We start from the raw sequence: 20,268 nt of genomic DNA, 5'->3' as shown, positions 1-20,268 counted from the left end.
CGCGCGGTGCATCTGCCCGGCGCGCGCGGACTGCCACGGGGCGGGCCAAAGATGACCGATCCCTCCCCTCGCCTGCGGTCAGTCGCCGCAGTTAAGTTTGCATACGACAGTTCGTTGCTATGTGTTAATGGGTTTCCGCTATCTTCCTGCCTTGGATAAGGACAGGGAGGAAAGCAGCATGCGGCAGACAATCGCCCTAGCAGCCATGATGCTCGGCATTGCGCAGCTTGTCCTTCCCCCCGCCGCTCACGCGCAAAGCGCCGCCTCGCCCTGGGAAGGCTCGATCACGGTGCCGGGCCGCGGCTTCTTCCTGGGCTTCGGCTTGGGCGTGGGCGCCACCAATTTCGGGCATCAGAGCCTCTATGCGATCGGCACCTCGCGCAATTACACGAATGGCGCGCTGACCTCGGCCGGCACCGCCGCCGGGCCGGGCTCCGCCGATCTCGGAACAGCCGGCTCCCCGATGCCGGAAGTGCGGCTCGGCTACTACGCGCATTTCTCGAACAGCCCCTGGCTTTGGGGCTTCCGCGTCTCTTACCAGGATCTCCTGGCAGAGCGGAGCGAGAGCAACCTCGGCATCCCGCAGATGGGGGTGAATGTCAGCGTCTCGCCCTATTCGGTCACGCCTTTCACCGGGGTGGCGGTGGTCCAGAGCTATCGCGTGCAGGCCGATAGTCGGCTTGGCGCCATGCCCTTCATCGGGCGTGATATCGGGCGCGGCTTTGTCTATCTCGGCCTCGGCGGCGTGATGACGCATGCGACCACGCAACTCAATGGCCTCGTCGGCTACGCAAATTACAACGGGCAGGACGTCAACGTCTCGGGCGCGCCACAGAACTTCTCAAGCGCAGGCTGGGTGCTCGGGGCTGGCTTCACCATCGGCGGCACCTATTTCGTGACGCATGATTGGTTCCTCGACATCGCCTATAGTTTCGACGAAACGGCGGCCCAGATCGGCCGCTATTTCTCGACCTTCAGCAATAGCGCTTCCAACCCCGGCACCACCACCCAGGGCAATCTCATCGGCCAGAGTTCCGAGCGCATCATCACCAATAGCGTGACCGTCACGGTCAACCGGCGGTTCTGAGGGCGGCGATCCGCGCAAGGATCGTTTCGCGCTCGGCACGGCTTGCCGCCAGCCGCGCCCGGCTGGCGGCGAGGATCTCGGGCCGCGCCTGCTCCGGCGTGCCGGCGGCAAAGGGTGGCGCGGGCGCGTATTCCAGCGCCAATTGCACAAGCTCCGCCTCCTCCTGGCCCATCACTTCGGCAATGATGGCGAGGCCGAAATCGATCCCCGCGGTGACGCCGCCGGCGGTGATCAGATTGCCATCCCGCACGATGCGCGCCGTCTCCGGGATGGCGCCGAAAGCGGCCAGGAAGTCATGCGCGTTCCAATGCGTCGTCGCGCGCCTGCCGGCCAGCAGACCGGCCGCCCCCAGCACCAGCGCGCCGGTGCAGACGGAGGTGACAAAGCGGGCGCGGCCGGCCTTGGCGCGCACGAAGCCGAGCGTTTCCACATCCTCCAACAGGGGATTGATCCCGGCGCCCCCGGGGATGCAGAGCACGTCCACATCCGGCGCCTCGGCGAAGGTGGTATCGGGCTTCAGCCAGAGCCCGGTGGAGGCGCTGAGCGGCTCGGTGGTTTTCCACAGCAGCGAGACCTTCGTGCCGCGCGCCGAGGCGAAAACCTCGTAAGGCCCGGTGAGATCGAGTTGCTGGACATTGGGAAAGCAGAGGATGCCGAAATGCAGGCCCATGGGTCGCTCCGAAACTTGACCGCGACAGCATAGCGACGGAAGCTTTGGCAGGATTGCCAATCATCGCAGGCTTCATGCCAGAACGCTCCCCCCACCGCATCGAAATCCTCGCCTTCGCGCAGGCGAATCTCCTCGATATCAGCGGGCCGGCGCAGGTCTTCGCGACCGCCAATGACCTTTGCCAGGCGGCGGGCAGGCGCCACCCTGCCTATGACACCACGCTCGTCGCGCCCGGCGCGGCAGTGGTGACGAGTGCGGGCCTCACCCTGCAAGCCGCCCCGCTGCCCAAGCCCGATCGGCCGCTCGGCACCCTCGTCGTCGCGGGCGGCGCGGGCGTCGGCCGCTGCCTCCAAGATGCCAGCCTGCTCGGCTGGCTGCGCGCGCGGGCGGCCTGCGCGGAGCGCCTCGCCTCGGTCTGCAGCGGCGCCTTTCTGCTTGCCGAGGCGGGGCTTCTGGATGGCCGCCGCGCGGTGACGCATTGGCAGCGCGGGGCGGAATTCGCCCGCCGCTATCCGGCCGTCCGCCTCGAGCAGGATGCGATCTACGTGCAGGATGGCCACATCTGGACCTCGGCCGGGATCACCGCCGGGATCGACCTCGCCCTCGCGCTGGTGGAGGCCGATCTCGGCCATCCCCTGGCCCTCGCGGTTGCTCGCCATCTGGTGGTCTTCCTCAAACGGCCGGGCGGCCAATCCCAGTTCAGCGCGACGCTCGCCCTGCAATCGGCGGATGCCGCCTTCGCGCCCCTGCATGCCTGGATGAGCGCGCATCTGCGCGAGCGCCTGCCGCTGGAGCGCCTGGCCGCGCAAGCGGGCATGAGCCTGCGCAGCTTCTGCCGGCACTACAAGGCGAGCACTGGGCAGAGCCCGGCCGAGGCGGTCGAGTTGATGCGGGTCGAGCGCGGCCGCCACCTGCTCGAAGCCGGCCAGAGCGTGGCGCGCGCCGCATCCGCCTGCGGCTTCGGCACCAGCGAGACGATGCGCCGCGCCTTCCTCCGCCATATCGGCGTCGGCCCGAGCGACTATCGGGAGCGGTTCCGCGAGCACGCCGAGGCGCTGGCCCACACGCCTGCCCTGGCCGCGCGGGCGTAGCGCCGCCGCGCGCCCCTCTCAATCCATCAAGGCGCGCACCGTCTCCCAGCAGGCGCGGCTCGGCGCCAGGATCAGCCCGCCCTTGGTCTCGCAGGGGGAATAGGGCGAACCGTCGAAACGCGCGGAATAGCCGCCCGCTTCCTGATGGATGAGCCAGCCGGGCGCATGATCCCAGGGCATCATCCGCGCGAAGAGTGCGACATGGGCGAAGCCCTGGGCCAGCAGGCGATATTCATGCGCCGCGTTGCGATAGTCCCAGCTCGTCGCCAGGCGCGGCAAGTGGCCGAGCAGGCGGCTCCGCCCCGGCTCGGCCATGTAGCGCCAGTTGAGCGCGCCCGTCATCCGCTCGATCGGCGCGGGCGGGGCGACCCGCAGATCGAACCGCCGGCCGGAGGGGCTTTCCATCCAGGCGCCGCCACCGCGAATGGCTAAAGCCGCGTCATCGCCGATCGGGTCATGAATGATCGCCGCCACCACCTCGCCCCGGCGGATGGCCGCCAGCATCACGCCAAAGAGCGGCAGGCCGGCCGCGAAATTGGCGGTGCCGTCGATCGGGTCGAGCACGAAGGCGAGATCGGACGCGCCGATCCGGCCGATGAGCCCGGGGTCGGCGGCACTCGCCTCCTCCCCCACCACCAGAGCTTGCGGAAAGCGCGTGCGGATGGCGGCGGTGATGGCGCGCTCGGCCGCCTCGTCCGCATCGGTCACCAGATCCAGCGGCCCCGATTTGGTGCGCACGCCGCAAGTTTCGAACTGGCGGAAGCGCGGCAGGATCTCATCCCGCGCGGCATCCCGCATCATCGCCCAGAGCGCGCGCAGATCCTCTTCGGCAAAGGCGCTCATGCCATATTCTCGAAACGGGCCCGATCGGCGGGCAGCATGCGAACCGTCACGCGGATTTCCTCATTCTCATCCTGGCGGGTGAGCACCTCGCCATGGCGATAGAGCCAGGCGAGCCGCGCCCCGTCGGAAGGCTCCAACCGGAAGGAGGCGATCTCCTTGGCACTCGCCAGCCGCTCATCCACTGCGCGGCGGAGATGGTCGAGCCCTTCGCCGCTCAGGGCAGAGATGGGGATGGCGGAGCCGCCCTCAACCTGCCCCGGCACGGCGGCGACGCCCCCCAGCAGATCGGCCTTGTTGAGCACGTCGATCGTGCGTTTCGGCCAATCGGCATCGAGATTGCCCTCCCGCACCATGGCGGCGAGCACGCCGAGCACATCCGCCTTCTGCGCCGCCGTATCGGGATGGGCGATATCGCGCACATGCAGGATGACATCGGCCTCCGCCACCTCCTCGAGCGTCGCCCGGAAGGCGGCGACGAGTTCGGTCGGCAGGTCGCTGATGAAGCCGACGGTGTCCGAGAGGATCGCGGGCGAGCCGGATGGCAGGGCGATCTCGCGCATCGTCGGGTCGAGCGTCGCGAAAAGTTGATCCTGGGCATGCACGGCAGCCCCGGTCAGCGCGTTGAAGAGGGTGGATTTGCCGGCATTGGTATAGCCGATGAGGGCGATGACCGGGTAGGGCGTGCGCCTGCGCGCCTCCCGGTGCAGGCCGCGGGTGCGGCGCACCTCCTCGATCTCACGCTTGAGCCGCGCGATGCGGGTGCCGATCATACGGCGGTCCGCCTCGATCTGCGTCTCGCCTGGGCCGCCGAGGAAGCCGAAACCGCCGCGCTGCCGCTCCAGATGGGTCCAGGACCGGACGAGGCGCGAGCGCTGGTATTCGAGATGCGCGAGCTCCACCTGCAGCGTGCCTTCCCGCGTGCGGGCGCGCTCGCCGAAAATGTCGAGGATCAGGCCCGTGCGGTCGATCACCTTGCAGCCCCAGGCTTTCTCGAGGTTGCGCTGCTGCACGGGCGAGAGCGCGGTATCCACCACCACGAGCCCGGCATCCTGCGCCTTCACATCCGCCCGCACGCTTTCCACCTGCCCTTCGCCGAGCAGCGCGGAAGGCCGGCGCCGCCGGAGCGGCAGGATGGCGGAATGGACGATGACGAGGCCGATGGAGGCGGCGAGCCCCATGGCCTCGGCCAGCCGCGCCTCGGCGGAGCGGCGGCTGTCGGACACCTCCTCCCGCTCCCAGGGCAGGATAACGGCGGCGCGGGTCGGCGCGCGCCCATCGGCCGCCTCGGTCATACGGTCGGGACCGTCAGCACCTCTCGCGCCGGCGCACCCTCCGCCTTGGTCGCGTCGAACAGCTGAATCGGCGCGCCCGGCATCACCGTGCTGATGGCATGCTTATAGACGAGCTGGGTATGCCCATCGCGCCGCAGCAGGACGGAGAAATTGTCGAACCAGGTGATGATCCCCTGAAGTTTGACGCCGTTCACCAGGAACACCGTCACCGGAGTCTTGTTCTTACGCACATGATTCAGGAACACGTCCTGAACATTCTGCGCCTTGTCAGTGGCCACTGAACTATCCTTTTTGTTGTCGCGTAATCCGCAGCATCACCACCGCCTCATGAGCGTGGCCGTGGCGTGATGCAAATCTTGTACTACAGGGGGCGGTCCGCGGGCCAGCATGCCCCCCGCTGAACACGGTTGCGCCAAAGCTCGTGAAGCAGGAGGGCGAGGATCGCCGGATCGTCGCGCAGGTAGCGGCGGGCGAGGCGCCGCGGCTCCTGGCCGAGGCGCCAGGCCCATTCGAGGCCGAGCGCGGCGAGGGCGCGGGGCGCGCGGCGGCGCAGCCCGGTCCAGAATTCCAGCCCCGCGCCGATGCAAAGCCCGGCCCCGGTCGCCCCGCCGCCTGCGGCAAGTCCGGCGGCGAGCTGCTCCTGCACCGGCGAGCCCAGGGCGAGCAGCGTGAAGCGCGCAGGGTTCAGGCGCGCGAAAGCGAGGGCTTGCGCGAAGGCCGGCTGCCCGGGTGCTAGGCCCATCGGCGGCGCGTGATGGGCGACCGGGCAGAGCGGCAGGCGCGCGCGGAGCCGCCGCACCCCCTCGGGCGCGAGGCCGATCACCGTCAGCCGGTCGCCCGGCCGCAGGTGCTGGTCGAGCAGGCAAGCGAGCACGTCCGCCCCGGTCGCGACCGGCGGCGGGCGGAGCCTGAGCAGCCGGGCCGCTTGGGCGACCGCTCGTGAATCGAGCGTACGCCAGGCCGCTGCCTCATAGAGCGGCAGCAGCGCGGGGGCGCGGTGCAGCCGCACGAAGTGATCGGCATTCGGGGTCACGAGATAGGCGAAGGGCGCGGTGGCGGCGCGCGCGGCGAGCAGCGCCGCCATCCCCGCCGCATCCCGATCCTCGAAGGCAAGGCCGAGGAAGCCGATGCCGCCCTGCCCGCTCATAGCCCGGCCGTGATGCCGAGCAGGAAGGCATCCTCGCCATAGGGGTTGACCGTGCTGCTGCGATGATCGGCGAGCGTCACGCTCGCCTGCATGCGCAGACTATGGCTGATCAACCACAAGAGGCCGGTATTGCCCGAGAGGATCGTCTGGTGGGCGCCGTCGGTATAGTCGGCGCGTTCTAGATTGGCACCGAGATGCCAGATGAGATGGCGGTTGATTTCATGATCGACGGCGCCGCCGCCGAGCGTCGCGACATAACCGCCGACCCCCTCATTGGTCGCATCCTCGATCCGCCGCAGCAGGACGAGATGCGTGGTGGTGCGCTCATTCGGCTGCCAGGTGACGGATGCCTCGCCGAGCGGCACGAGCTGGTTCTGGTAGCCGTGCGAATAGGCCCGCCCGCCCACGCCCACCGCGAAGCGCCAGCCCCAGATACCGTCGAGATCATGCTCGATGCCGACCATGGCGGTGCCGCCGATGAAATCCCGCGGCGGCTGGCCCACCGTCTCGTTCGGATAGTCAGCGCCGGCGCTGAGCAGGGTGACGCGCAGCCGGTTGGGATCACGGTAGCCCATCAGGCCGTAGGAGAGGGTGACGCCCGCCTCCCCCACCGAACGGTCCCGGTAACTCTGCGGCGCCGGCAGGCCGCCGATGGTGGTGGCGCCGAAGGTGAAGCGGGTGAGCGTCACGATCGGTTCCAGGGTCAGTCGCGCGGGCGGGGTCTTGACCGAGAGGCGGATGGTATCGACCGCGAAGGCCACCGGCGTGTCGTATTCCTGGGCGTCGAGCGTATTGTCGTTCTGGTGCAGCATGAGATGCGCGACGCCGAGGGTGACCTTGCAATCCGCAACATCGAAGGTGCCGCCGATCGCCGCCGTCCAATCGGTGTAGGATTGGTTCGGCGCCTGGGCATAGGCTTCGTGATCGGCGGAGAGCACCGCGCCGAGGGCGGAGGCGCGCGCCGGATCGGTCGAGGTCAGGGTCAGCGAAGGGCGCGTCGAGGAAATCCAGCTCGGCCGCTGATTGGCGAGGATGGCGCTGTCATAGGAGAGCGACTGCGTGACCTCGGGGTGGAGCAGCTCGGCCCCGAGCGGGATCTGCTCCCAGGCGACATCCTGCTGGATGCGGGAGGTGACGGAGACGCCGGGCGCGGTGCCGAAGCCGGGCACGTCTTTCGGATAGGCGCTCTCCATAAGCTGGGCCCGCGCCGGCGCCGCGCCGCCCGCCAGGGCCGACGCCAGGGCCAGGGCCAGCACCGCGGCGAGCGGCAGGGATGCTAGGGCAAGCCTGCGAAAGGGAGGGAAACCGCGCGCCATACCATCTGTTCATTTCTGATCCGCATTATTATTATCATGGAATGAACGAAACCCAATGGCGGCGACGGGACCTCGATTGCGGTAAGACTTTGGCAGTGCTCCTGGTGGTGCTCGGCCATCTCGTGGCGCGGCAGGATCCGGCCGGGCCATCCTGGGGCGCGGCCTGGTACGAGCCGCTGCGCGCGACGCTCTACACCTTCCATATCCCCTTTCTGTTCTATCTCAGCGGCTACGCCGCCGGATGGTCCGGCGCGGCACGGCTCTCGGGCGGCGCCTGGCGGCGCATGGTCGGGCGCCGCGCCACCCGCTGGCTGCTGCCGGCGGTGGCGCTCGGCCTTATCATCCTCAGCGGGAAATGCCTGCTCGCCGGGCTCGTCACCGTCGATCACGCACCGGCGAGCTTCACCGCTGGCCTGCTCCATCTCGCCTGGCAGACGCAGCGGAGCCCGGCGCAATCCGTCTGGTATCTCTTCGTGCTCTTCGCCTATGCCGCGCTGGTGCCCGGGCTGCTGCGCCTCTGCCGGGGCAGCGCCGGCCTCGCCCTGCTCCTGGCGCTCGCCCTGATGCCCTGGGGGTTGGTGCCGGATCGCCTGCCGCCGCTGTTCTATGCCGACCGCATCCTGCTCTACCTGCCCTTCTATCTCGCGGGCCTCCTGGCGCATGAGGAGGATCGGCAATGGTGCGCCTGGCTCGACCGCGCGCGCGCGCCGCTGCTCGGCCTCTTCGCCGCCCTCCTGGCGCTGCTGTGCCTGGCCGCCGGGGCCGGGCTGCTCGGCCGCCCCGAGCGGCCGGCGTTGCTGCTCGGCGCCAGCCTCGTCGCCATTCCCGCGCTGCATGCCGCGGTGCGGCGCCTGCCCTTCGCCCTGCTCGCGGTGCTCGACTGGCTGCGGCCGCATGCCTTCGCGATTTATCTGCTGAACACCATCTTCATCGGCCTCGCCAAGGCTTGCCTGCTCTTCGCCCTGCCCTGGCAGGCCGTGTGGTTCCCGCTCTTCGCGCCCTGCCTCTTCCTCGCCGGTGTGCTCGGCCCGGTCTGCTGCAACCGGATGCTCCTCGCCCTGCGCACCCGGCCGCCGGCGCGGCTCGGCCCTTCAGCGGGGACGATAGGCTGAATAGGCGGCGGCGAGATCCGCCTCGGGGAAGCCCTTCACGGCGCGCGCCCCGGCATCGACCCGCGTCAGCACGCAGCCGATGCCCCGCGCCCCCGGCCGGGCGAGCAGCGCGCGGGCATGCAGCGCGAGCCGGCGGGGCGTTCTGCGCCAGCGCAGGCAGAGCAGCACCGCATCGGCCATTTCGGAAAGGGCGAGCGCATCGGCGCTGGCGAGCAAGGGCGGGGCGTCGATCAGGATGAGGTCGTAATCCCGCCGCCAGCCTTCCCGCCCCATCGCCGCGGCGAGGCGCAGGATCGACGGCATCGCCCCATCGCCCGCCGAAGCCGGCAGGTAATCCACCCCCGATGCGGCATGACGGCGCAGGAGTGCCGCGCCCGGTGCCGCCTCGCAGAGGAATTCGGCGAGGCCCATCTCCCGCTCGGCGCCCAGCATGCGGCTGAGCTTGGGGCGCGCGCGGTCCCCGTCGATCACCAGAACCCGCTCCCCTTCCCGCGCCGCCCGCAGCGCCAGCGCCAGGGTGAGCGTCGATTTCCCCTCCCCCGGCCGCGCGGAGGTAACGGTGACGATGCGGGGATCGCCGAGGCCCTGGCGCATCCGGCCGCGCAGCAGGCCAAGGGCCAGGGCCCCGGCCGCGCCATCGGCGGCGAGCGCCTCTGCAATCGCCGCGGGGCTCTGCCGCCGCCGCCGCCGGGGCGCGAAGCCTGGCCCTTGCCGCATCCGCCGCCACCAGGGCGGCCGGCGCCAATGCGGCACCGCGCCGAGGCCAGCCAGGCCGAGCACGCCCCGCACCTCCCCCTCGGTGCGAAAGCCGAGGCCGCCCGCTTCCCGCGCCCAGGCGAGGCCGATGCCGAGCACGAGGCCGGCCAGGGCGGCGGCAGCCAGAAGCAGATGCGTCTTGGGCGAGGATGGCGCCGAAGGCGGCTCGGCTTCGGACAGGATGCGCGCATCCGGGCTTTGGATCGCCGCCTGCTGCGCCGTTTGATCCATGCGGGTGAGCAGCGCCTGCAAGAGCGCCCGCGTTGCATCCGCATCCTGGCGCATGACCGTGAGCGGCCCTTCCGCCGCCGCCTGCTCCGCCGCCTGGGATTGCAGCCCGCCAAGCGCGCGCTGCAGCGCCTGCAGCCGTGCCGCCGCGGCATCGGCATCGCCCGCGACGCCCGATTGCACCGCCGCCATCTCCGAGCCCGCCGCCGCCCGCAGGCTGGCCAGCTGGTCGCGCAGCGCCCGCACCTCAGGGTGGTTGGGGCCGAGATGGGCGAGCGCCGCATCGAGCTTGCCGGCGGCCTCGGCCTCGGCCAGGCGGAGCGCCACGAGATTGTCCGGCAGGCTATTGCCGCCGCGCGTGGTGGCGACCATGCGGCGCGCCCGGGCGCTGGCGAGATCGTTCTCGGCCTTCATCAACTCGCCGCCGAGGGCGGAAACCTCCTCCGTGCCGATGCGCGCCTGAACCCCGGCGATGAGCCCATGCGCCGCGCTATAGCGCGCGATCGCCGCATCCTCGGCGGTGAGCTTGCGCCGCAAGCCATCGGCGCGGGATTGCATCCAGCTATCCGCCGCGGTCAGCGCCGCGGTCTTGGCGTCGAGCTGGTCGGCCCGGTAGAGGGCCATGATGCGGTTGGCGGCGCGCGCCGCCAGCGCCGGATCGCGCGCGGTGAAGGAGACCGCCAGCACCCGCGGCGAATCGAGCGGGGAGACGGTGATGGCGCGCAGCACCGCGGCATCGAGGCCAGCGGCAGCAGCAGCCGGGGCCGCTCCGGGCCGCGGCGCGAAGCCCGGCGCCGCCGCCAGATCGAGGCCGATCGCCACGCGATGCGCGATCGACAGGCTGCGGAGGATCGCGGCCTGGCTCGCCAGCAGAGAATCGCTCGCCGGGTCGGCCTTCAGCACGCCCTGGAGGATATCGGGGCCATAGACCGCCGGATCGTAGAGAACGGTTCCGGTGGCCGTATAGAGCGTCGGCATGCGCGAGAGGGCGGCAGCCCCCAGCAGGGGCAGCAGCAGCACCGGCAGCAACACCACCCAGAGCTGGCGTTGCAGCGCTCCCCAGGCGCGATCGAAGGGCGCCGCCGCGAAACCCGCCGCCTGCCCCGCTTCCGCAATTCCTTCCGCACCACCGCCCGACACCCGGCCGAGATGCAGACGTGTCCCGGCATCGTCCAGCACCCGTGAGATCCCTCTGTGGCGATGTAATCCTTATCAAAATATATACGCCATCAGAACAGAATGTTAAAGCTTCCTCCGCTAATGGAGGAGCGCCCCTTTGCTGCGATGGCTAAGCCTTTGGTTGGCGTTGATTCTTGCAGCCTGCGCGCCCACGGGCAGCAACCTGCCGCCGCTTCCCCCGCTCAAGCAGACCGCTGCCTATCACCTCGGCCCGGGAGACCGGGTGCGCGTCACCGTCTATGGCGACAAGGAACTCTCGGATGTCTATGCGATCGGCGATGACGGCCGGATCGACCTGCCGCTCGCCGGATCGCTGACCGCGGCGGGCGAGACGCCGGACGGGCTCGCCCATTCCATCGCCCGCCGCCTCTCCGACCGTGGGATGCTGCGCGACCCCTCCGTCGCCTGCGAGGTCGCCGCCTACCGGCCGATCTTCATTCTCGGCGAGGTCGCGCATCCGGGCCAATATCCCTATGAGCCGGCAATGACGGTGGTGGCCGCGATCTCGCTTGCCGGCGGCTATACCTACCGGGCGGTGAAGAGCTATGAATCGGTCGTCCGCACGGTGGATGGCCACACCATCCAGGGCCTCACCAAGCCGGAGGATCGCCTGGCGCCAGGCGATGTCATCACAATCTTCGACCGGGTTTTCTGATGCTCCCTGGCTTGCCCGCCTCCGCCCGCCGCGCCGCCCGGCTCATGCTCTGCCTGGCAGCCGGGCTCTTTGCTCCGGCCGGGATGCGGATGGCCGCGGCCGCCACGCCGCTCGGGCCGGCGCCGGGCCCGCTCCGCATCATCGGCGCCGGTACCGGCTGCATCGCGGGCGCCCAGCTCCTGCCGCCACGTGGCCCTGGCTACGAGGTGATCCGCGCCCCCATCAGCAGCTTCTGGGGCGCGCCGGAGACGATCCACGGCGTCGAACTCCTGGCCGCGGAAGCCCGTGCCGCCGGCCTGCCGCCGCTCTATATCGGGGATCTTTCCGGCCCCCGTGGCGGCCCGCTATCGGGCGGCCATGTCGCGCATCAGCGGGGGGTCGATGTCGATATCTATCTCGATACCGAGCCGAAGCCCGCCCTGCCGCAAAGCGCGCTCGACCGGCTGACGCCACCGCCGATCGTGCCTTATGGGGCCACGCAGGTGGACCCGGCCCTCTGGTCTGGCCAGACAGTGACGCTGATCCATCTGGCGACCGAACTGCCCGGGCTCGATCGGCTGCTCGTCAACCCGATCATCAAGCGCAAGCTCTGCGAAACGGTGGTGGGGGATCGGTCCTGGCTGCACAAGGTGCGACCCTGGTGGGGGCATTGGGCGCATATGCATCTGCATTTCGCCTGCCCGCCCGGCCAGCCCGCCTGCGTCAATCAGCCGCCGGTGCCGCCGGGCGACGGGTGCGACCAGACGCTCGCCTGGTGGTTCCTGCCGGATGGCAGCGTCCGCCCGCCACCGCCGGCCAAGCCTGGCACCCCGCCGCCGACATTGCCGATCGCCTGCCGGGCGATCCTCGGGGATCAGAGGGCGCTGCCGGCAGGGGGCGAGGCACCTTGAGTTCGCGCCGTCCGGCCTGAGGATCGTCACCCCCGCCCGCCTTCCGCCATCTGATCGGGCGCCACCTTAAGCCTTCACGGGGATGAGGGAGCGGCGGGCCGCCGCCACCACGGCGCGCGTCAAAGGCGCCAGCAAGTCCGCGGCGAGCCGGTTCACCTGCCAATGCAGCGGCACGTCGAGGCCGCGGCCGGGCCAGAGATCGCGAAGGCGGCCATCGCGCACCGGCCGCTCGGCCAGCAGTTCGGGGTTCATGCACCAGCCCATGCCGGCGAGGCAGGCATCCAGGAAGGCGTGCGTGGAGGGCAAGGTATGCGCCGGGCAATCCGGTGCCGCGCCCAGCACGGCGGCGAGCCAGCGGCTCTGCAGCGTGTCGTGCCGGTTGAAGGTCAGCATCGGGGCGCGGGCGAAAGCCTCCGGGCTCAGCCCCGCGGCGAAGAAGCGCGCATGAAAGCCCGGGCTCGCATGCGCGGCATAGCGCAAGGCGCCGAGGCTCACCCGCCGGCAACCCGGCACCGGCTCCTCCCGGCTTGTCACCGCCGCCACCACTCGGCCATGCGCCAGCCAATCGGCGGTATGGGCCTCTCCCTCGACGGTGAGATCGAGGAGCACCCCGGTCTCCTCGGTATAGGCCGCGGCGGCAGCGAGGAACCATGTCGCCAGACTATCGGCGTTGACCGCGACATGCAGGGTGATCCGCGCCCCCTCCGCGGCTGCGGCGCCCGGCCCGAGGGCGGGCAGGCGGCGCAGCAGATCGGCCTCAAGCAGGCCGACGAGTTCAAAATGCCGGCACAGCCACTCTCCCTTCTCGGTGGCGGTGCAGGGGTTGCCGCGCTGGACGAGAAAGAAGCCGAGCCGATCCTCCAGCCCCTTGACGCGCTGGGACACTGCGGAGGGGGTGACGTGCAGAAGGGCCGCCGCCCGGTCGAAGCTGCCCGTCTGTACCACGGCGGCCACCGCCCGCAACGCGGGGTAATCGATCATAGTTTAACTCTGCTAAGTTCGGATTAGGGAACTTAACTGGCCTAATGGCCTGCGCCAAGCCAAAGCAGGGGCTCCCGCTCATCCCACGAGCCAAAGGCGCCTCACCATGTTCTCCCTTCCCGTCTATGCCACCGGCTTCGCCATGGGCCTCAGCCTCATCCTGGCCATCGGGGCGCAGAATGCCTTCGTACTGCGCCAGGGGCTGCTGGGGCGCCATGTCTGGCCCGTCGCCCTGCTCTGCAGCCTTTCGGATATGGTGCTGATCGTGGTGGGCGTTCTGGCCTTCCGGCAGGTGGCACGCGCGCTGCCGGGGATCGAGCCGATCCTGCGCTATGGCGGGGTGATCTTCCTCGTCTGGTACGGCGCGCGCAGCCTCTATGCCGCGCTGAAGCACCCGGGCGCGCTCGCTGCGGCCGAGGCGGCGGCGCGCCCACTCGGCCGCACGCTCCTCGTCTGCGCCGGTCTCACCTGGCTCAACCCGCATGTCTATCTCGATACGCTGGTGCTGCTCGGCAGCCTCTCCGCCCAATTCCCGACCGCACGCGCGAGTTTCGCGCTCGGCGCCGCCTCCGCATCCTTCCTGTTCTTCATCAGCCTGGGAAAGGGTGCGGCCGCCCTGCGCCCGCTGCTGCTCAGGCCACGCCTCTGGCGCGGCATCGAGGCCATGATCGCCCTCACCATGTGGGCGACGGCGGCACGCCTGCTCCTGCGCTCCTGAGACTGCCCTCCCGGGCGACCGCAACGCCCGGGAGGATCGCGCCAGGCGGGGCTTCAGGCCGCGGTCCGACGCTTCTCCTCGGCCACCGCAACGACGGTGACTTCGACGACCGAAGCACCCTCCGTCAGCAGCAGGCCAGCGCCGTTCGTCCAGCGCCAGCGCGGCTCCACCCGGTGCCAGCCGGCGGTGAAGGCGGCGTCGCCAAGATCCAGCGCCACGCCATCGCGCAGGATCGTTGTAACTGCAACGCCAAGGAGCCTCTCATCCCCATCGACGCGCGCAACCGGAGAGCGCAGGCGCAGCGCCCTCGTCTCCGGCAAGACCGGAATGCGGAAGGTCCCGTCGCTCGGCAACCAGACCGTCTGCACCGAGGCGAATTCGAGCGCCGCCCGCATGGTGGCGAGCGCCTGGCCCTCGTTCAACACCGGCAGGCAGGCTTCCGTGGGCGACGGGGCGGTGACGCCATCCCGGCCATTCTCGAAGAGGATGCGGCTATCCTGATCACGGAAAGACTCCGCCGGCGCGCCTTCCGCCAGCAGCACGTCGTGCGTTGCGAGCTCGATATGGAGATAGGTGATCTCTTCGAGCGCGCTTTCACGCAGGATGGTCGCGCCATTGACGAGATTCTCAGCAGCGACCAGCTGGCCTTTGATGACCATGCAATGATCTGGAGAGACGATGAGATCCCGCCGCGGCAGCCCGTGCCCGAGCGCGCCGCGCGTGAAGCGCACCGGCCGCGGGTAGCGCCCGGCCTGGAGGAAAGCGCCGGAAAGACTGCGCTGGCCGACCCATTGCACCGGGCGCGCCTGGCCCGAGGCCGTCAACACCAGATCGCCGATCTCGATGCTTTCGACTGGCACTTCCCCGCCCGGCGTGGCGATCCGGGTGCCCCGCAAGAAGCAGGGGGCGGCGTAGATATCCGTCCCGCCACTGGCATCGGCGGCCAGCCGCAGCGGGCCGTCCGCCGTGGTATAGGTGCCGTTGGTGAGCGAAGTGCCGGAAACGTCGAAGGTGAAGGAACCACCGTTCGAAGCCGCGACCACGATTTGCTGGACGCCCGCTGTCGAGGTCGAGCTGATCGTATAGCCTGTCACGTTCGAGAAATTCAGCGAAGGATCATCAACCGCGTCATTGGCAGCGATGAATCCCTGAATGGGTCTGAAAAGATCGAGCAGGCTGAGATTGAGGAGCGAGGTATCGCTGCCGAAAACCGCGGTGCCGCCGCTCGCCCCGAAAGTCAGCGTCGCGTTGTTCAGAAGGCTTGCCTGGATCAGGCTGGAGCCGATCGTGAAGGATCCACCGTTGACGTTCACGCTGGTGGTGCCGAGAGCGCCGACCGTCGTGGCAAGGGTGAGATTGCCGCCATTGGTGTTGAGGTTGAGCGTGTTGGCGACATCAACCGTGTTGTTAACGGTCACGTTCGCGCCGGTCTGCGAGTAGATATTGAAGGTATCGAGAGCACCGGCAAGGTTGAAGGTCACCGTCGCATTCGCGGCGGCCTGGGCCGAGACTGGAAGTATAGCCCCCAGCAGAGTGTATGTTCCGCTCTGATAGACTGTGCCGCTCATTCCGATATCCCCTGACAAAGACGATGATTTCTTGCTTGCTTGCTTTTGCCACGCTCAGCATGCGCCGCAGGACAAGGGGCGCGCCTGCGCCCCCCAGATCCGCACGACCGAGAGGACGCTGCTGACCGCTTCCGCCACTCCACATGTGCGTCACGCAACAATGCGCGCCTTCCTCGCTTGCCGCGCACAGACCAAACTCGCCGGTTGTTTCTATGGATACGGCATGACTGCGGCCCTCGCATCCTGTCATCCGACAAGATTTGTTCATCAATTGTTAAGCCAAATCGGTGCTTTCGGGTGCGAAGAATCGCGCACATGCACGGTCACAACACCGTGAAGTTGCCTCGTTATCTCTATTTAATGATTATTTTCAATGGTTAATGCACATCCCCTTGTGCTGCGTCGTCCACCGTTATGTTGACAACCTCTATAAATGCACGCGCCATCTCAGACGTTTCCAATTTGCATACATATGTTCTTGAAACGGTACATTTGTGCGCATAGAAAGTTTTCGATCGGTGGCGCGCTCTTGGGCGCGCGAGCGGCATCTCGATCGCGGATTTGCCAGAACAAGCGGAGGGTGACAGGGACGATGCGTCTGCAACTTTGCGCGGCATTCCTGCCCCGCGCACCTTGCCGCCGAGGGCATGCCCCGGAACTGACCGCTCCACCTTGCTGCGATGCGACTGGCAAGAAGCAAGCCGCGTGACGGAGAGAAAGCGGCCGGGCGCGGCCGGTCAGAGCAGCCCGCGCCTCAGGCCGACAGCGGCACCTTGGCGCCACCTCTGCTTGCCGGCGCGATGCTTGGGCGTCATCATGCGGCGCCAGCCGAACGCGGCGATGCTGCCGGCGGCCGCAAGCCGCGGCGGACTGGCCGCAGAACCTCGCCACCTTCGGCTGATGGCTCTCTCGATGGACAGAGATGGAGATGAATGGTCGGAGCGGCGGGATTTGAACCCACGACCCCCAGTCCCCCAGACTGATGCGCTACCAGGCTGCGCTACGCTCCGGACCATGCAGGGCGCGAGCCCCAGGGCTCGCGGTGGCTCCCTGTAGCAGCGTGCGCGGCGGGCCGCAACTGGGCTCAGCGCAATCGGCCGATACGGCCAGGCATGCGCGGCAGGGCGCGCGCACGCGCCGCCGCCCCGCACGCCTCGGCAGCAGGCGCATCGCGCCGCTCAGTCAGGAAAGCTTTACCGGCACGCGCCTAGTCTCGCTGCGCCTGAACCTGCCCCAGCCGAGGAGCCGAGCCGATGGACCGCCGCCCCCTGCCTTTCGAGGTGCCGCGCCCGGTGCCCGTGCTGCTGCGCAATCTGGAGCCCGAGGGCACGGCTGCCAGCCCGCGCCGCCGCGCCGCGCCTGCCCTGCGGCTTCCCCTCATCCTCTGGCTGTTGCTCAGCGGCCTCGCCTATTACCTGCTGGTGCTGCGCGGCTAAGAATGCGCTGATCCTCCCCCGCGGGGGATCAGCGCCCGGGGGCTATTCCACCGTCACCGATTTGGCGAGATTGCGCGGCTGGTCCACATCCGTGCCCTTCAGCACGGCGACCCGATAGGCCAGCATCTGCACCGCGATGCTGTGCAGAATCGGCGCGGTAAAGGGATCAGCCGTCGGCAAGACCACGGTTTCGGCCGCGATGGCGCGGAGCTTCTCCGCCCCCTGCCGATCACTGAACACGATCACCTGCCCGCCGCGCGCCGCCGCTTCCTGCAGGTTGGAGGCGGTCTTTTCGAAGAGCGGGCCGGAGGGCGCGATCGCCACCACCGGCACATGCCGGTCGATCAGCGCGATCGGCCCATGCTTCATCTCCCCCGCCGCATAGGCCTCGGCATGGATATAGCTGATCTCCTTGAGCTTCAGCGCCCCTTCCAGGGCGACGGGGAAGCAGGCCCCGCGGCCGAGATAGAGCACGTCCCGCGCTTCCACGATGCGCCCGGCGACGCGCGCGAGGGCGGCGGCCGACTCGCCGCCGAGGATCTCGGCCGCCTGGCCGGGCACTTCCATCAGCGCCTGGGTCAACGCCGCTTCCCGCCCGGCGTCGAGCGTGCCGCGCGCCCGCCCCGCCGCGATCGCGAGGCAGGCGAGCACCGTCAGCTGCGCGGTGAAGGCCTTGGTGGAGGCGACGCCGATTTCCGGCCCGGCCAGGGTTTCCAGCACGGCATCGCTCTCCCGCGCCATGCTGCTCTCCGGCACATTGACGACCGAGAGCACGTGCTGCCCCTCATCCTGCATGTAGCGCAGCGCGGCGAGGGTATCGGCCGTCTCCCCCGATTGGCTGACGAGCAGGCCGAGCCCTTCCGCCGGCAAGGGCGGCGCGCGATAGCGGAACTCGCTCGCCACATCCGCATCCGCCGGCAGCCGTGCCACGCTTTCGAGCCACACCCGGCCGAGCAGCCCGGCATAGAAGGCCGAGCCACAGGCGCTGATCGTCACCCGCGGGATGGCCGCGAGGTCGAAGGGCAGATCGGGAACCACGACGCTCCGCGTCGCCGGGTCGATCATGCGGCTCAGCACATCGCCGATCACCACCGGATGCTCGTGCAGTTCCTTCTCCATGAAGTGGCGGTAGTTGCCCCGCCCGATGGCTGCGCCGGTGAGGCGCGTCTCCCGCACCGCGCGGAGGACAGGGCTGCCGCTCCGGTCGAAAAACGTGGCGCCGGCACGGCTGATCACCGCCCAATCGCCATCCTCCAGATAGGCGATGCGGCGGGTGAGCGGGGCGAGCGCCAGGGCATCGGAGCCGAGAAACATCTCACCCTCGCCGAAGCCGACCGCGAGCGGGGCGCCGTGGCGGGCTCCGATCATGAGATCAGGCCGGCCGGCGAAGATCAGCGCCAGCGCATAAGCGCCTTCGAGTCGGCTGAGCGCGAGGCGGGCGGCGTCTTCCGCCGCCATGCCGTCCTTCAAGTAGAGGTCGAGCAGCTGGGCCACGCATTCGGTATCGGTCTCGGTCGAGAATTCCTGGCCCCGCGCCTCCAGCTCCGCCCGCAAGGCGGCATGGTTCTCGATAATGCCGTTATGCACCACCGAGACGCGCGGCGTGCCGTGCGGATGGGCATTCCCCTCCGTCGGGGCGCCATGCGTCGCCCAGCGGGTATGGCCGATGCCGGTGGTGCCGGGCAGCGGCCGGCGCTCAAGCACGGCGGCGAGATTGCCGAGCTTGCCCTCCGCCCGCCTGCGGTCGATCTCGCCCCGATGCAAGGTCGCGATGCCGGCACTGTCGTAGCCGCGATATTCGAGGCGGCCGAGCGCCTCCAGGATGAGGGGCGCGGCCTCGGCCTCGCCCAATACACCGACGATCCCGCACATGGGCTCAGCCCTCCTTCTTCCTTGTCCAGGTCGCGCGGATCGCGGCCGCGCCGCCCGGCGTTTCTGCCTGCCGCGCGCGGCCGAAGGCCAGCGCATCGGCCGCCACGTCGCGCGTGATGGTGCTGCCGGCGGCGATGAAGCTGCCGGCGCCCAGGCTGAGCGGGGCGACCAGCGTGCTGTTGGAGCCGACGAAGCTGCCGGGCCCGATCACCGTGCGGTGCTTGCGGTCGCCATCGTAATTGCAGGTGATGGTGCCAGCGCCGATATTGCTGCCGGGGCCGATCTCGGCATCGCCGAGATAGGCGAGGTGGTTGGCCTTGGCGCCATCGCCGAGCCGCGTCGCCTTGAGTTCCACGAAATTGCCGACATGCGCGGCCTGCCCGACCTCGGCGCCCGGCCGGAGCCGGGCATAGGGGCCGATCCGCGCCCCCTCGCCCACCACACAGCCTTCGAGATGGCTGAAGGCGAGGATCTCGGCGCCTGCGTGCACCGTAACGCCGGGCCCGAAGACGACATGCGGCCCGATGGTGACATCCGCTTCGAGCCGCGTATCGGCCGAGAAGAACACCGTCTCCGGCGCCGTCAGCGTCACCCCCGCCTCCATTGCGGCCAGGCGGAGCCGCGCCTGCATCTGCGCTTCGGCCTCGGCCAGTTCGGCGCGGGAATTGATGCCGCGGAGCTCGGCATGATCCGCCTCCACCGCGCGGACGCGCAGACCTTCGGCGACGGCCAGCGCCACCACATCGGTGAGATAGTATTCGCCCTTCGCGTTGTCGTTGCGGATGGCGGCGAGCCAGCGCGCAAGGTCCGGGCCGGCGGCGCAGAAGACCCCGGCATTGCAGAGCCCGACGGCGCGTTCCGCCTCGCTCGCATCCGCCCATTCGACAATCGCGGTGACATCGCCCTGCTCATTCGTCAGCACCCGGCCATAGCGCCCGGGCTCGGGCGGGCGCATGGCGAGGAGGGCGAGGCCGCTCTCGCCGCGCGCCGCCTTCAGGCGCCGCAATGTCTCCACCGTAATGAGCGGATTGTCCGCATAGAGGATGGCGACATCCCCTTCCCCGAAGCGGTCTGCTGCTTGCAGTGCCGCGTGGCCAGTGCCGAGCCGCTCCTGCTGGACGATGCAGGGATGCGGGGCGGCGGCACGCGCGACGCCCGCCAGTTCCGGCCCGGTGACGACGAGGATGCGATCGAACGCCTGCTCCGCCGCGCGCAGAAGATGCAGCAGCATGGGCTGCCCCGCCAAGGGGTGCAGGCATTTCGGCAGGCGGGACTTCATGCGCGTGCCGAGCCCGGCGGCGAGGATGACGGCGGTGGTCTGGTGCGGCATCGCGGGGTCTCGAAATCCTGATTCTCCGAGCCTTGCGGTAGCGGCCACAGGCAAGCCGTGTCAAAGGCTTCGGAGACAAATCTCGTATCGGAGTGCA

Annotated in this window: 18 protein-coding genes and 1 tRNA gene; 7 read left to right on the top strand and 12 right to left on the bottom strand. The window is 69.4% G+C overall.

Annotation, left to right across the window (positions count from 1 at the left end):
• Positions 1-178: 178 nt before the first annotated feature.
• Positions 179-1,087: a hypothetical protein gene (locus ACYQ7X_RS14845; RefSeq protein ID WP_459697840.1), complete on the top strand. Its 909-nt coding sequence runs from the start codon at positions 179-181 to the stop codon at positions 1,085-1,087.
• On the opposite strand, the gene ACYQ7X_RS14840 is transcribed toward ACYQ7X_RS14845, so the two are convergent.
• On the bottom strand, positions 1,071-1,757 hold the full coding sequence (locus tag ACYQ7X_RS14840; protein WP_459697839.1) for a DJ-1/PfpI family protein: 687 nt from the start codon (positions 1,755-1,757) through the stop codon (positions 1,071-1,073). The two genes, ACYQ7X_RS14845 and ACYQ7X_RS14840, sit on opposite strands and share 17 nt — an antisense overlap.
• A 74-nt stretch (positions 1,758-1,831) precedes the next feature.
• Here ACYQ7X_RS14840 and ACYQ7X_RS14835 point away from each other — a divergent pair, with 74 nt between their 5' ends.
• Complete coding sequence (locus ACYQ7X_RS14835; RefSeq protein ID WP_459697838.1) at positions 1,832-2,848, top strand: GlxA family transcriptional regulator; 1,017 nt, start codon at positions 1,832-1,834, stop codon at positions 2,846-2,848.
• Positions 2,849-2,866: 18 nt separating this feature from the next.
• Here ACYQ7X_RS14835 and ACYQ7X_RS14830 read toward each other — a convergent pair whose 3' ends face one another.
• The 5 genes from ACYQ7X_RS14830 to ACYQ7X_RS14810 form a co-directional block, all read right to left on the bottom strand.
• Positions 2,867-3,691, bottom strand: a complete 825-nt coding sequence (locus ACYQ7X_RS14830) for an inositol monophosphatase family protein (protein ID WP_459697837.1) — start codon at positions 3,689-3,691, stop codon at positions 2,867-2,869.
• Complete coding sequence (hflX, locus tag ACYQ7X_RS14825) at positions 3,688-4,983, bottom strand: GTPase HflX (protein ID WP_459697836.1); 1,296 nt, start codon at positions 4,981-4,983, stop codon at positions 3,688-3,690. The genes ACYQ7X_RS14830 and hflX overlap by 4 nt, the downstream gene beginning before the upstream one ends.
• A complete protein-coding gene (gene hfq, locus ACYQ7X_RS14820; RefSeq protein ID WP_459697835.1) occupies positions 4,980-5,261 on the bottom strand; it encodes an RNA chaperone Hfq in 282 nt (93 codons plus the stop codon). The genes hflX and hfq overlap by 4 nt, the downstream gene beginning before the upstream one ends.
• Positions 5,262-5,344: 83 nt before the next feature.
• On the bottom strand, positions 5,345-6,130 hold the full coding sequence (locus ACYQ7X_RS14815; RefSeq protein ID WP_459697834.1) for a WecB/TagA/CpsF family glycosyltransferase: 786 nt from the start codon (positions 6,128-6,130) through the stop codon (positions 5,345-5,347).
• A complete protein-coding gene (locus ACYQ7X_RS14810; RefSeq protein ID WP_459697833.1) occupies positions 6,127-7,446 on the bottom strand; it encodes an outer membrane beta-barrel protein in 1,320 nt (439 codons plus the stop codon). Before ACYQ7X_RS14810 ends, ACYQ7X_RS14815 begins: the two co-directional genes overlap by 4 nt.
• Positions 7,447-7,487: 41 nt before the next feature.
• Here ACYQ7X_RS14810 and ACYQ7X_RS14805 point away from each other — a divergent pair, with 41 nt between their 5' ends.
• Complete coding sequence (locus tag ACYQ7X_RS14805; protein ID WP_459697832.1) at positions 7,488-8,558, top strand: acyltransferase family protein; 1,071 nt, start codon at positions 7,488-7,490, stop codon at positions 8,556-8,558.
• Here the strand turns inward: ACYQ7X_RS14805 and ACYQ7X_RS14800 are convergent.
• Positions 8,538-10,721 (bottom strand): GumC family protein, encoded by a 2,184-nt coding sequence (locus ACYQ7X_RS14800; RefSeq protein ID WP_459697831.1) that lies wholly within the window; start codon positions 10,719-10,721, stop codon positions 8,538-8,540. The two genes, ACYQ7X_RS14805 and ACYQ7X_RS14800, sit on opposite strands and share 21 nt — an antisense overlap.
• A gap of 121 nt (positions 10,722-10,842) precedes the next feature.
• On the opposite strand from ACYQ7X_RS14800, the gene ACYQ7X_RS14795 reads away from it, so the two are divergent.
• Positions 10,843-11,376, top strand: a complete 534-nt coding sequence (locus ACYQ7X_RS14795; protein ID WP_459697830.1) for a polysaccharide biosynthesis/export family protein — start codon at positions 10,843-10,845, stop codon at positions 11,374-11,376.
• A complete protein-coding gene (locus ACYQ7X_RS14790) occupies positions 11,376-12,266 on the top strand; it encodes a penicillin-insensitive murein endopeptidase (RefSeq protein WP_459697829.1) in 891 nt (296 codons plus the stop codon). The genes ACYQ7X_RS14795 and ACYQ7X_RS14790 overlap by 1 nt, the downstream gene beginning before the upstream one ends.
• Positions 12,267-12,332: 66 nt before the next feature.
• Here ACYQ7X_RS14790 and ACYQ7X_RS14785 read toward each other — a convergent pair whose 3' ends face one another.
• Positions 12,333-13,247, bottom strand: coding sequence for a LysR family transcriptional regulator ArgP (locus tag ACYQ7X_RS14785; protein WP_459697828.1), 915 nt, complete (start codon positions 13,245-13,247; stop codon positions 12,333-12,335).
• A 106-nt stretch (positions 13,248-13,353) separates the two neighbouring features.
• Between ACYQ7X_RS14785 and ACYQ7X_RS14780 the strand changes: the two genes are divergently transcribed.
• Positions 13,354-13,965 carry a LysE/ArgO family amino acid transporter gene (locus tag ACYQ7X_RS14780; protein WP_459697827.1) on the top strand — a complete coding sequence of 204 codons (612 nt, stop codon included), beginning with the start codon at positions 13,354-13,356 and terminating at the stop codon, positions 13,963-13,965.
• Positions 13,966-14,018: 53 nt separating this feature from the next.
• Here the strand turns inward: ACYQ7X_RS14780 and ACYQ7X_RS14775 are convergent, their stop codons facing one another.
• Together ACYQ7X_RS14775 and ACYQ7X_RS14770 are read right to left on the bottom strand one after the other, a co-directional pair.
• On the bottom strand, positions 14,019-15,533 hold the full coding sequence (locus tag ACYQ7X_RS14775; protein ID WP_459697826.1) for a Hint domain-containing protein: 1,515 nt from the start codon (positions 15,531-15,533) through the stop codon (positions 14,019-14,021).
• 933 nt (positions 15,534-16,466) lie between these two features.
• A tRNA-Pro gene (locus ACYQ7X_RS14770) sits at positions 16,467-16,543 on the bottom strand.
• A gap of 243 nt (positions 16,544-16,786) precedes the next feature.
• Here ACYQ7X_RS14770 and ACYQ7X_RS14765 point away from each other — a divergent pair.
• Positions 16,787-16,969: a hypothetical protein gene (locus tag ACYQ7X_RS14765; protein ID WP_459697825.1), complete on the top strand. Its 183-nt coding sequence runs from the start codon at positions 16,787-16,789 to the stop codon at positions 16,967-16,969.
• A gap of 42 nt (positions 16,970-17,011) precedes the next feature.
• Here ACYQ7X_RS14765 and glmS read toward each other — a convergent pair whose 3' ends face one another.
• Positions 17,012-18,841 carry a glutamine--fructose-6-phosphate transaminase (isomerizing) gene (gene glmS / locus ACYQ7X_RS14760; protein WP_459697824.1) on the bottom strand — a complete coding sequence of 610 codons (1,830 nt, stop codon included), beginning with the start codon at positions 18,839-18,841 and terminating at the stop codon, positions 17,012-17,014.
• Positions 18,842-18,845: 4 nt separating this feature from the next.
• On the bottom strand, positions 18,846-20,171 hold the full coding sequence (gene glmU / locus ACYQ7X_RS14755) for a bifunctional UDP-N-acetylglucosamine diphosphorylase/glucosamine-1-phosphate N-acetyltransferase GlmU (protein ID WP_459697823.1): 1,326 nt from the start codon (positions 20,169-20,171) through the stop codon (positions 18,846-18,848).
• Positions 20,172-20,268 lie beyond the last annotated feature (97 nt).

It is taken from the genome of Acidisoma sp. C75, assembly GCF_054665095.1.
The sequence above is the reverse complement of the archived record's forward strand: the minus strand, read 5'-3'. Positions and strand labels throughout refer to the sequence as shown.

What these genes read in the sequence shown, in the direction of transcription:
- ACYQ7X_RS14790 (WP_459697829.1), top strand. Translation starts at nt 11,376, where the DNA reads ATGCTCCCTGGCTTGCCCGCCTCCGCCCGCCGCGCCGCCCGGCTCATG.
- ACYQ7X_RS14835 (WP_459697838.1), top strand. Translation starts at nt 1,832, where the DNA reads ATGCCAGAACGCTCCCCCCACCGCATCGAAATCCTCGCCTTCGCGCAG.
- glmS (WP_459697824.1), bottom strand. Translation starts at nt 18,841, where the DNA reads ATGTGCGGGATCGTCGGTGTATTGGGCGAGGCCGAGGCCGCGCCCCTC.
- ACYQ7X_RS14785 (WP_459697828.1), bottom strand. Translation starts at nt 13,247, where the DNA reads ATGATCGATTACCCCGCGTTGCGGGCGGTGGCCGCCGTGGTACAGACG.
- ACYQ7X_RS14780 (WP_459697827.1), top strand. Translation starts at nt 13,354, where the DNA reads ATGTTCTCCCTTCCCGTCTATGCCACCGGCTTCGCCATGGGCCTCAGC.
- hflX (WP_459697836.1), bottom strand. Translation starts at nt 4,983, where the DNA reads ATGACCGAGGCGGCCGATGGGCGCGCGCCGACCCGCGCCGCCGTTATC.
- ACYQ7X_RS14845 (WP_459697840.1), top strand. Translation starts at nt 179, where the DNA reads ATGCGGCAGACAATCGCCCTAGCAGCCATGATGCTCGGCATTGCGCAG.
- ACYQ7X_RS14840 (WP_459697839.1), bottom strand. Translation starts at nt 1,757, where the DNA reads ATGGGCCTGCATTTCGGCATCCTCTGCTTTCCCAATGTCCAGCAACTC.
- glmU (WP_459697823.1), bottom strand. Translation starts at nt 20,171, where the DNA reads ATGCCGCACCAGACCACCGCCGTCATCCTCGCCGCCGGGCTCGGCACG.
- ACYQ7X_RS14775 (WP_459697826.1), bottom strand. Translation starts at nt 15,533, where the DNA reads ATGAGCGGCACAGTCTATCAGAGCGGAACATACACTCTGCTGGGGGCT.
- ACYQ7X_RS14830 (WP_459697837.1), bottom strand. Translation starts at nt 3,691, where the DNA reads ATGAGCGCCTTTGCCGAAGAGGATCTGCGCGCGCTCTGGGCGATGATG.
- ACYQ7X_RS14805 (WP_459697832.1), top strand. Translation starts at nt 7,488, where the DNA reads ATGAACGAAACCCAATGGCGGCGACGGGACCTCGATTGCGGTAAGACT.
- ACYQ7X_RS14810 (WP_459697833.1), bottom strand. Translation starts at nt 7,446, where the DNA reads ATGGCGCGCGGTTTCCCTCCCTTTCGCAGGCTTGCCCTAGCATCCCTG.
- ACYQ7X_RS14815 (WP_459697834.1), bottom strand. Translation starts at nt 6,130, where the DNA reads ATGAGCGGGCAGGGCGGCATCGGCTTCCTCGGCCTTGCCTTCGAGGAT.
- ACYQ7X_RS14765 (WP_459697825.1), top strand. Translation starts at nt 16,787, where the DNA reads ATGGACCGCCGCCCCCTGCCTTTCGAGGTGCCGCGCCCGGTGCCCGTG.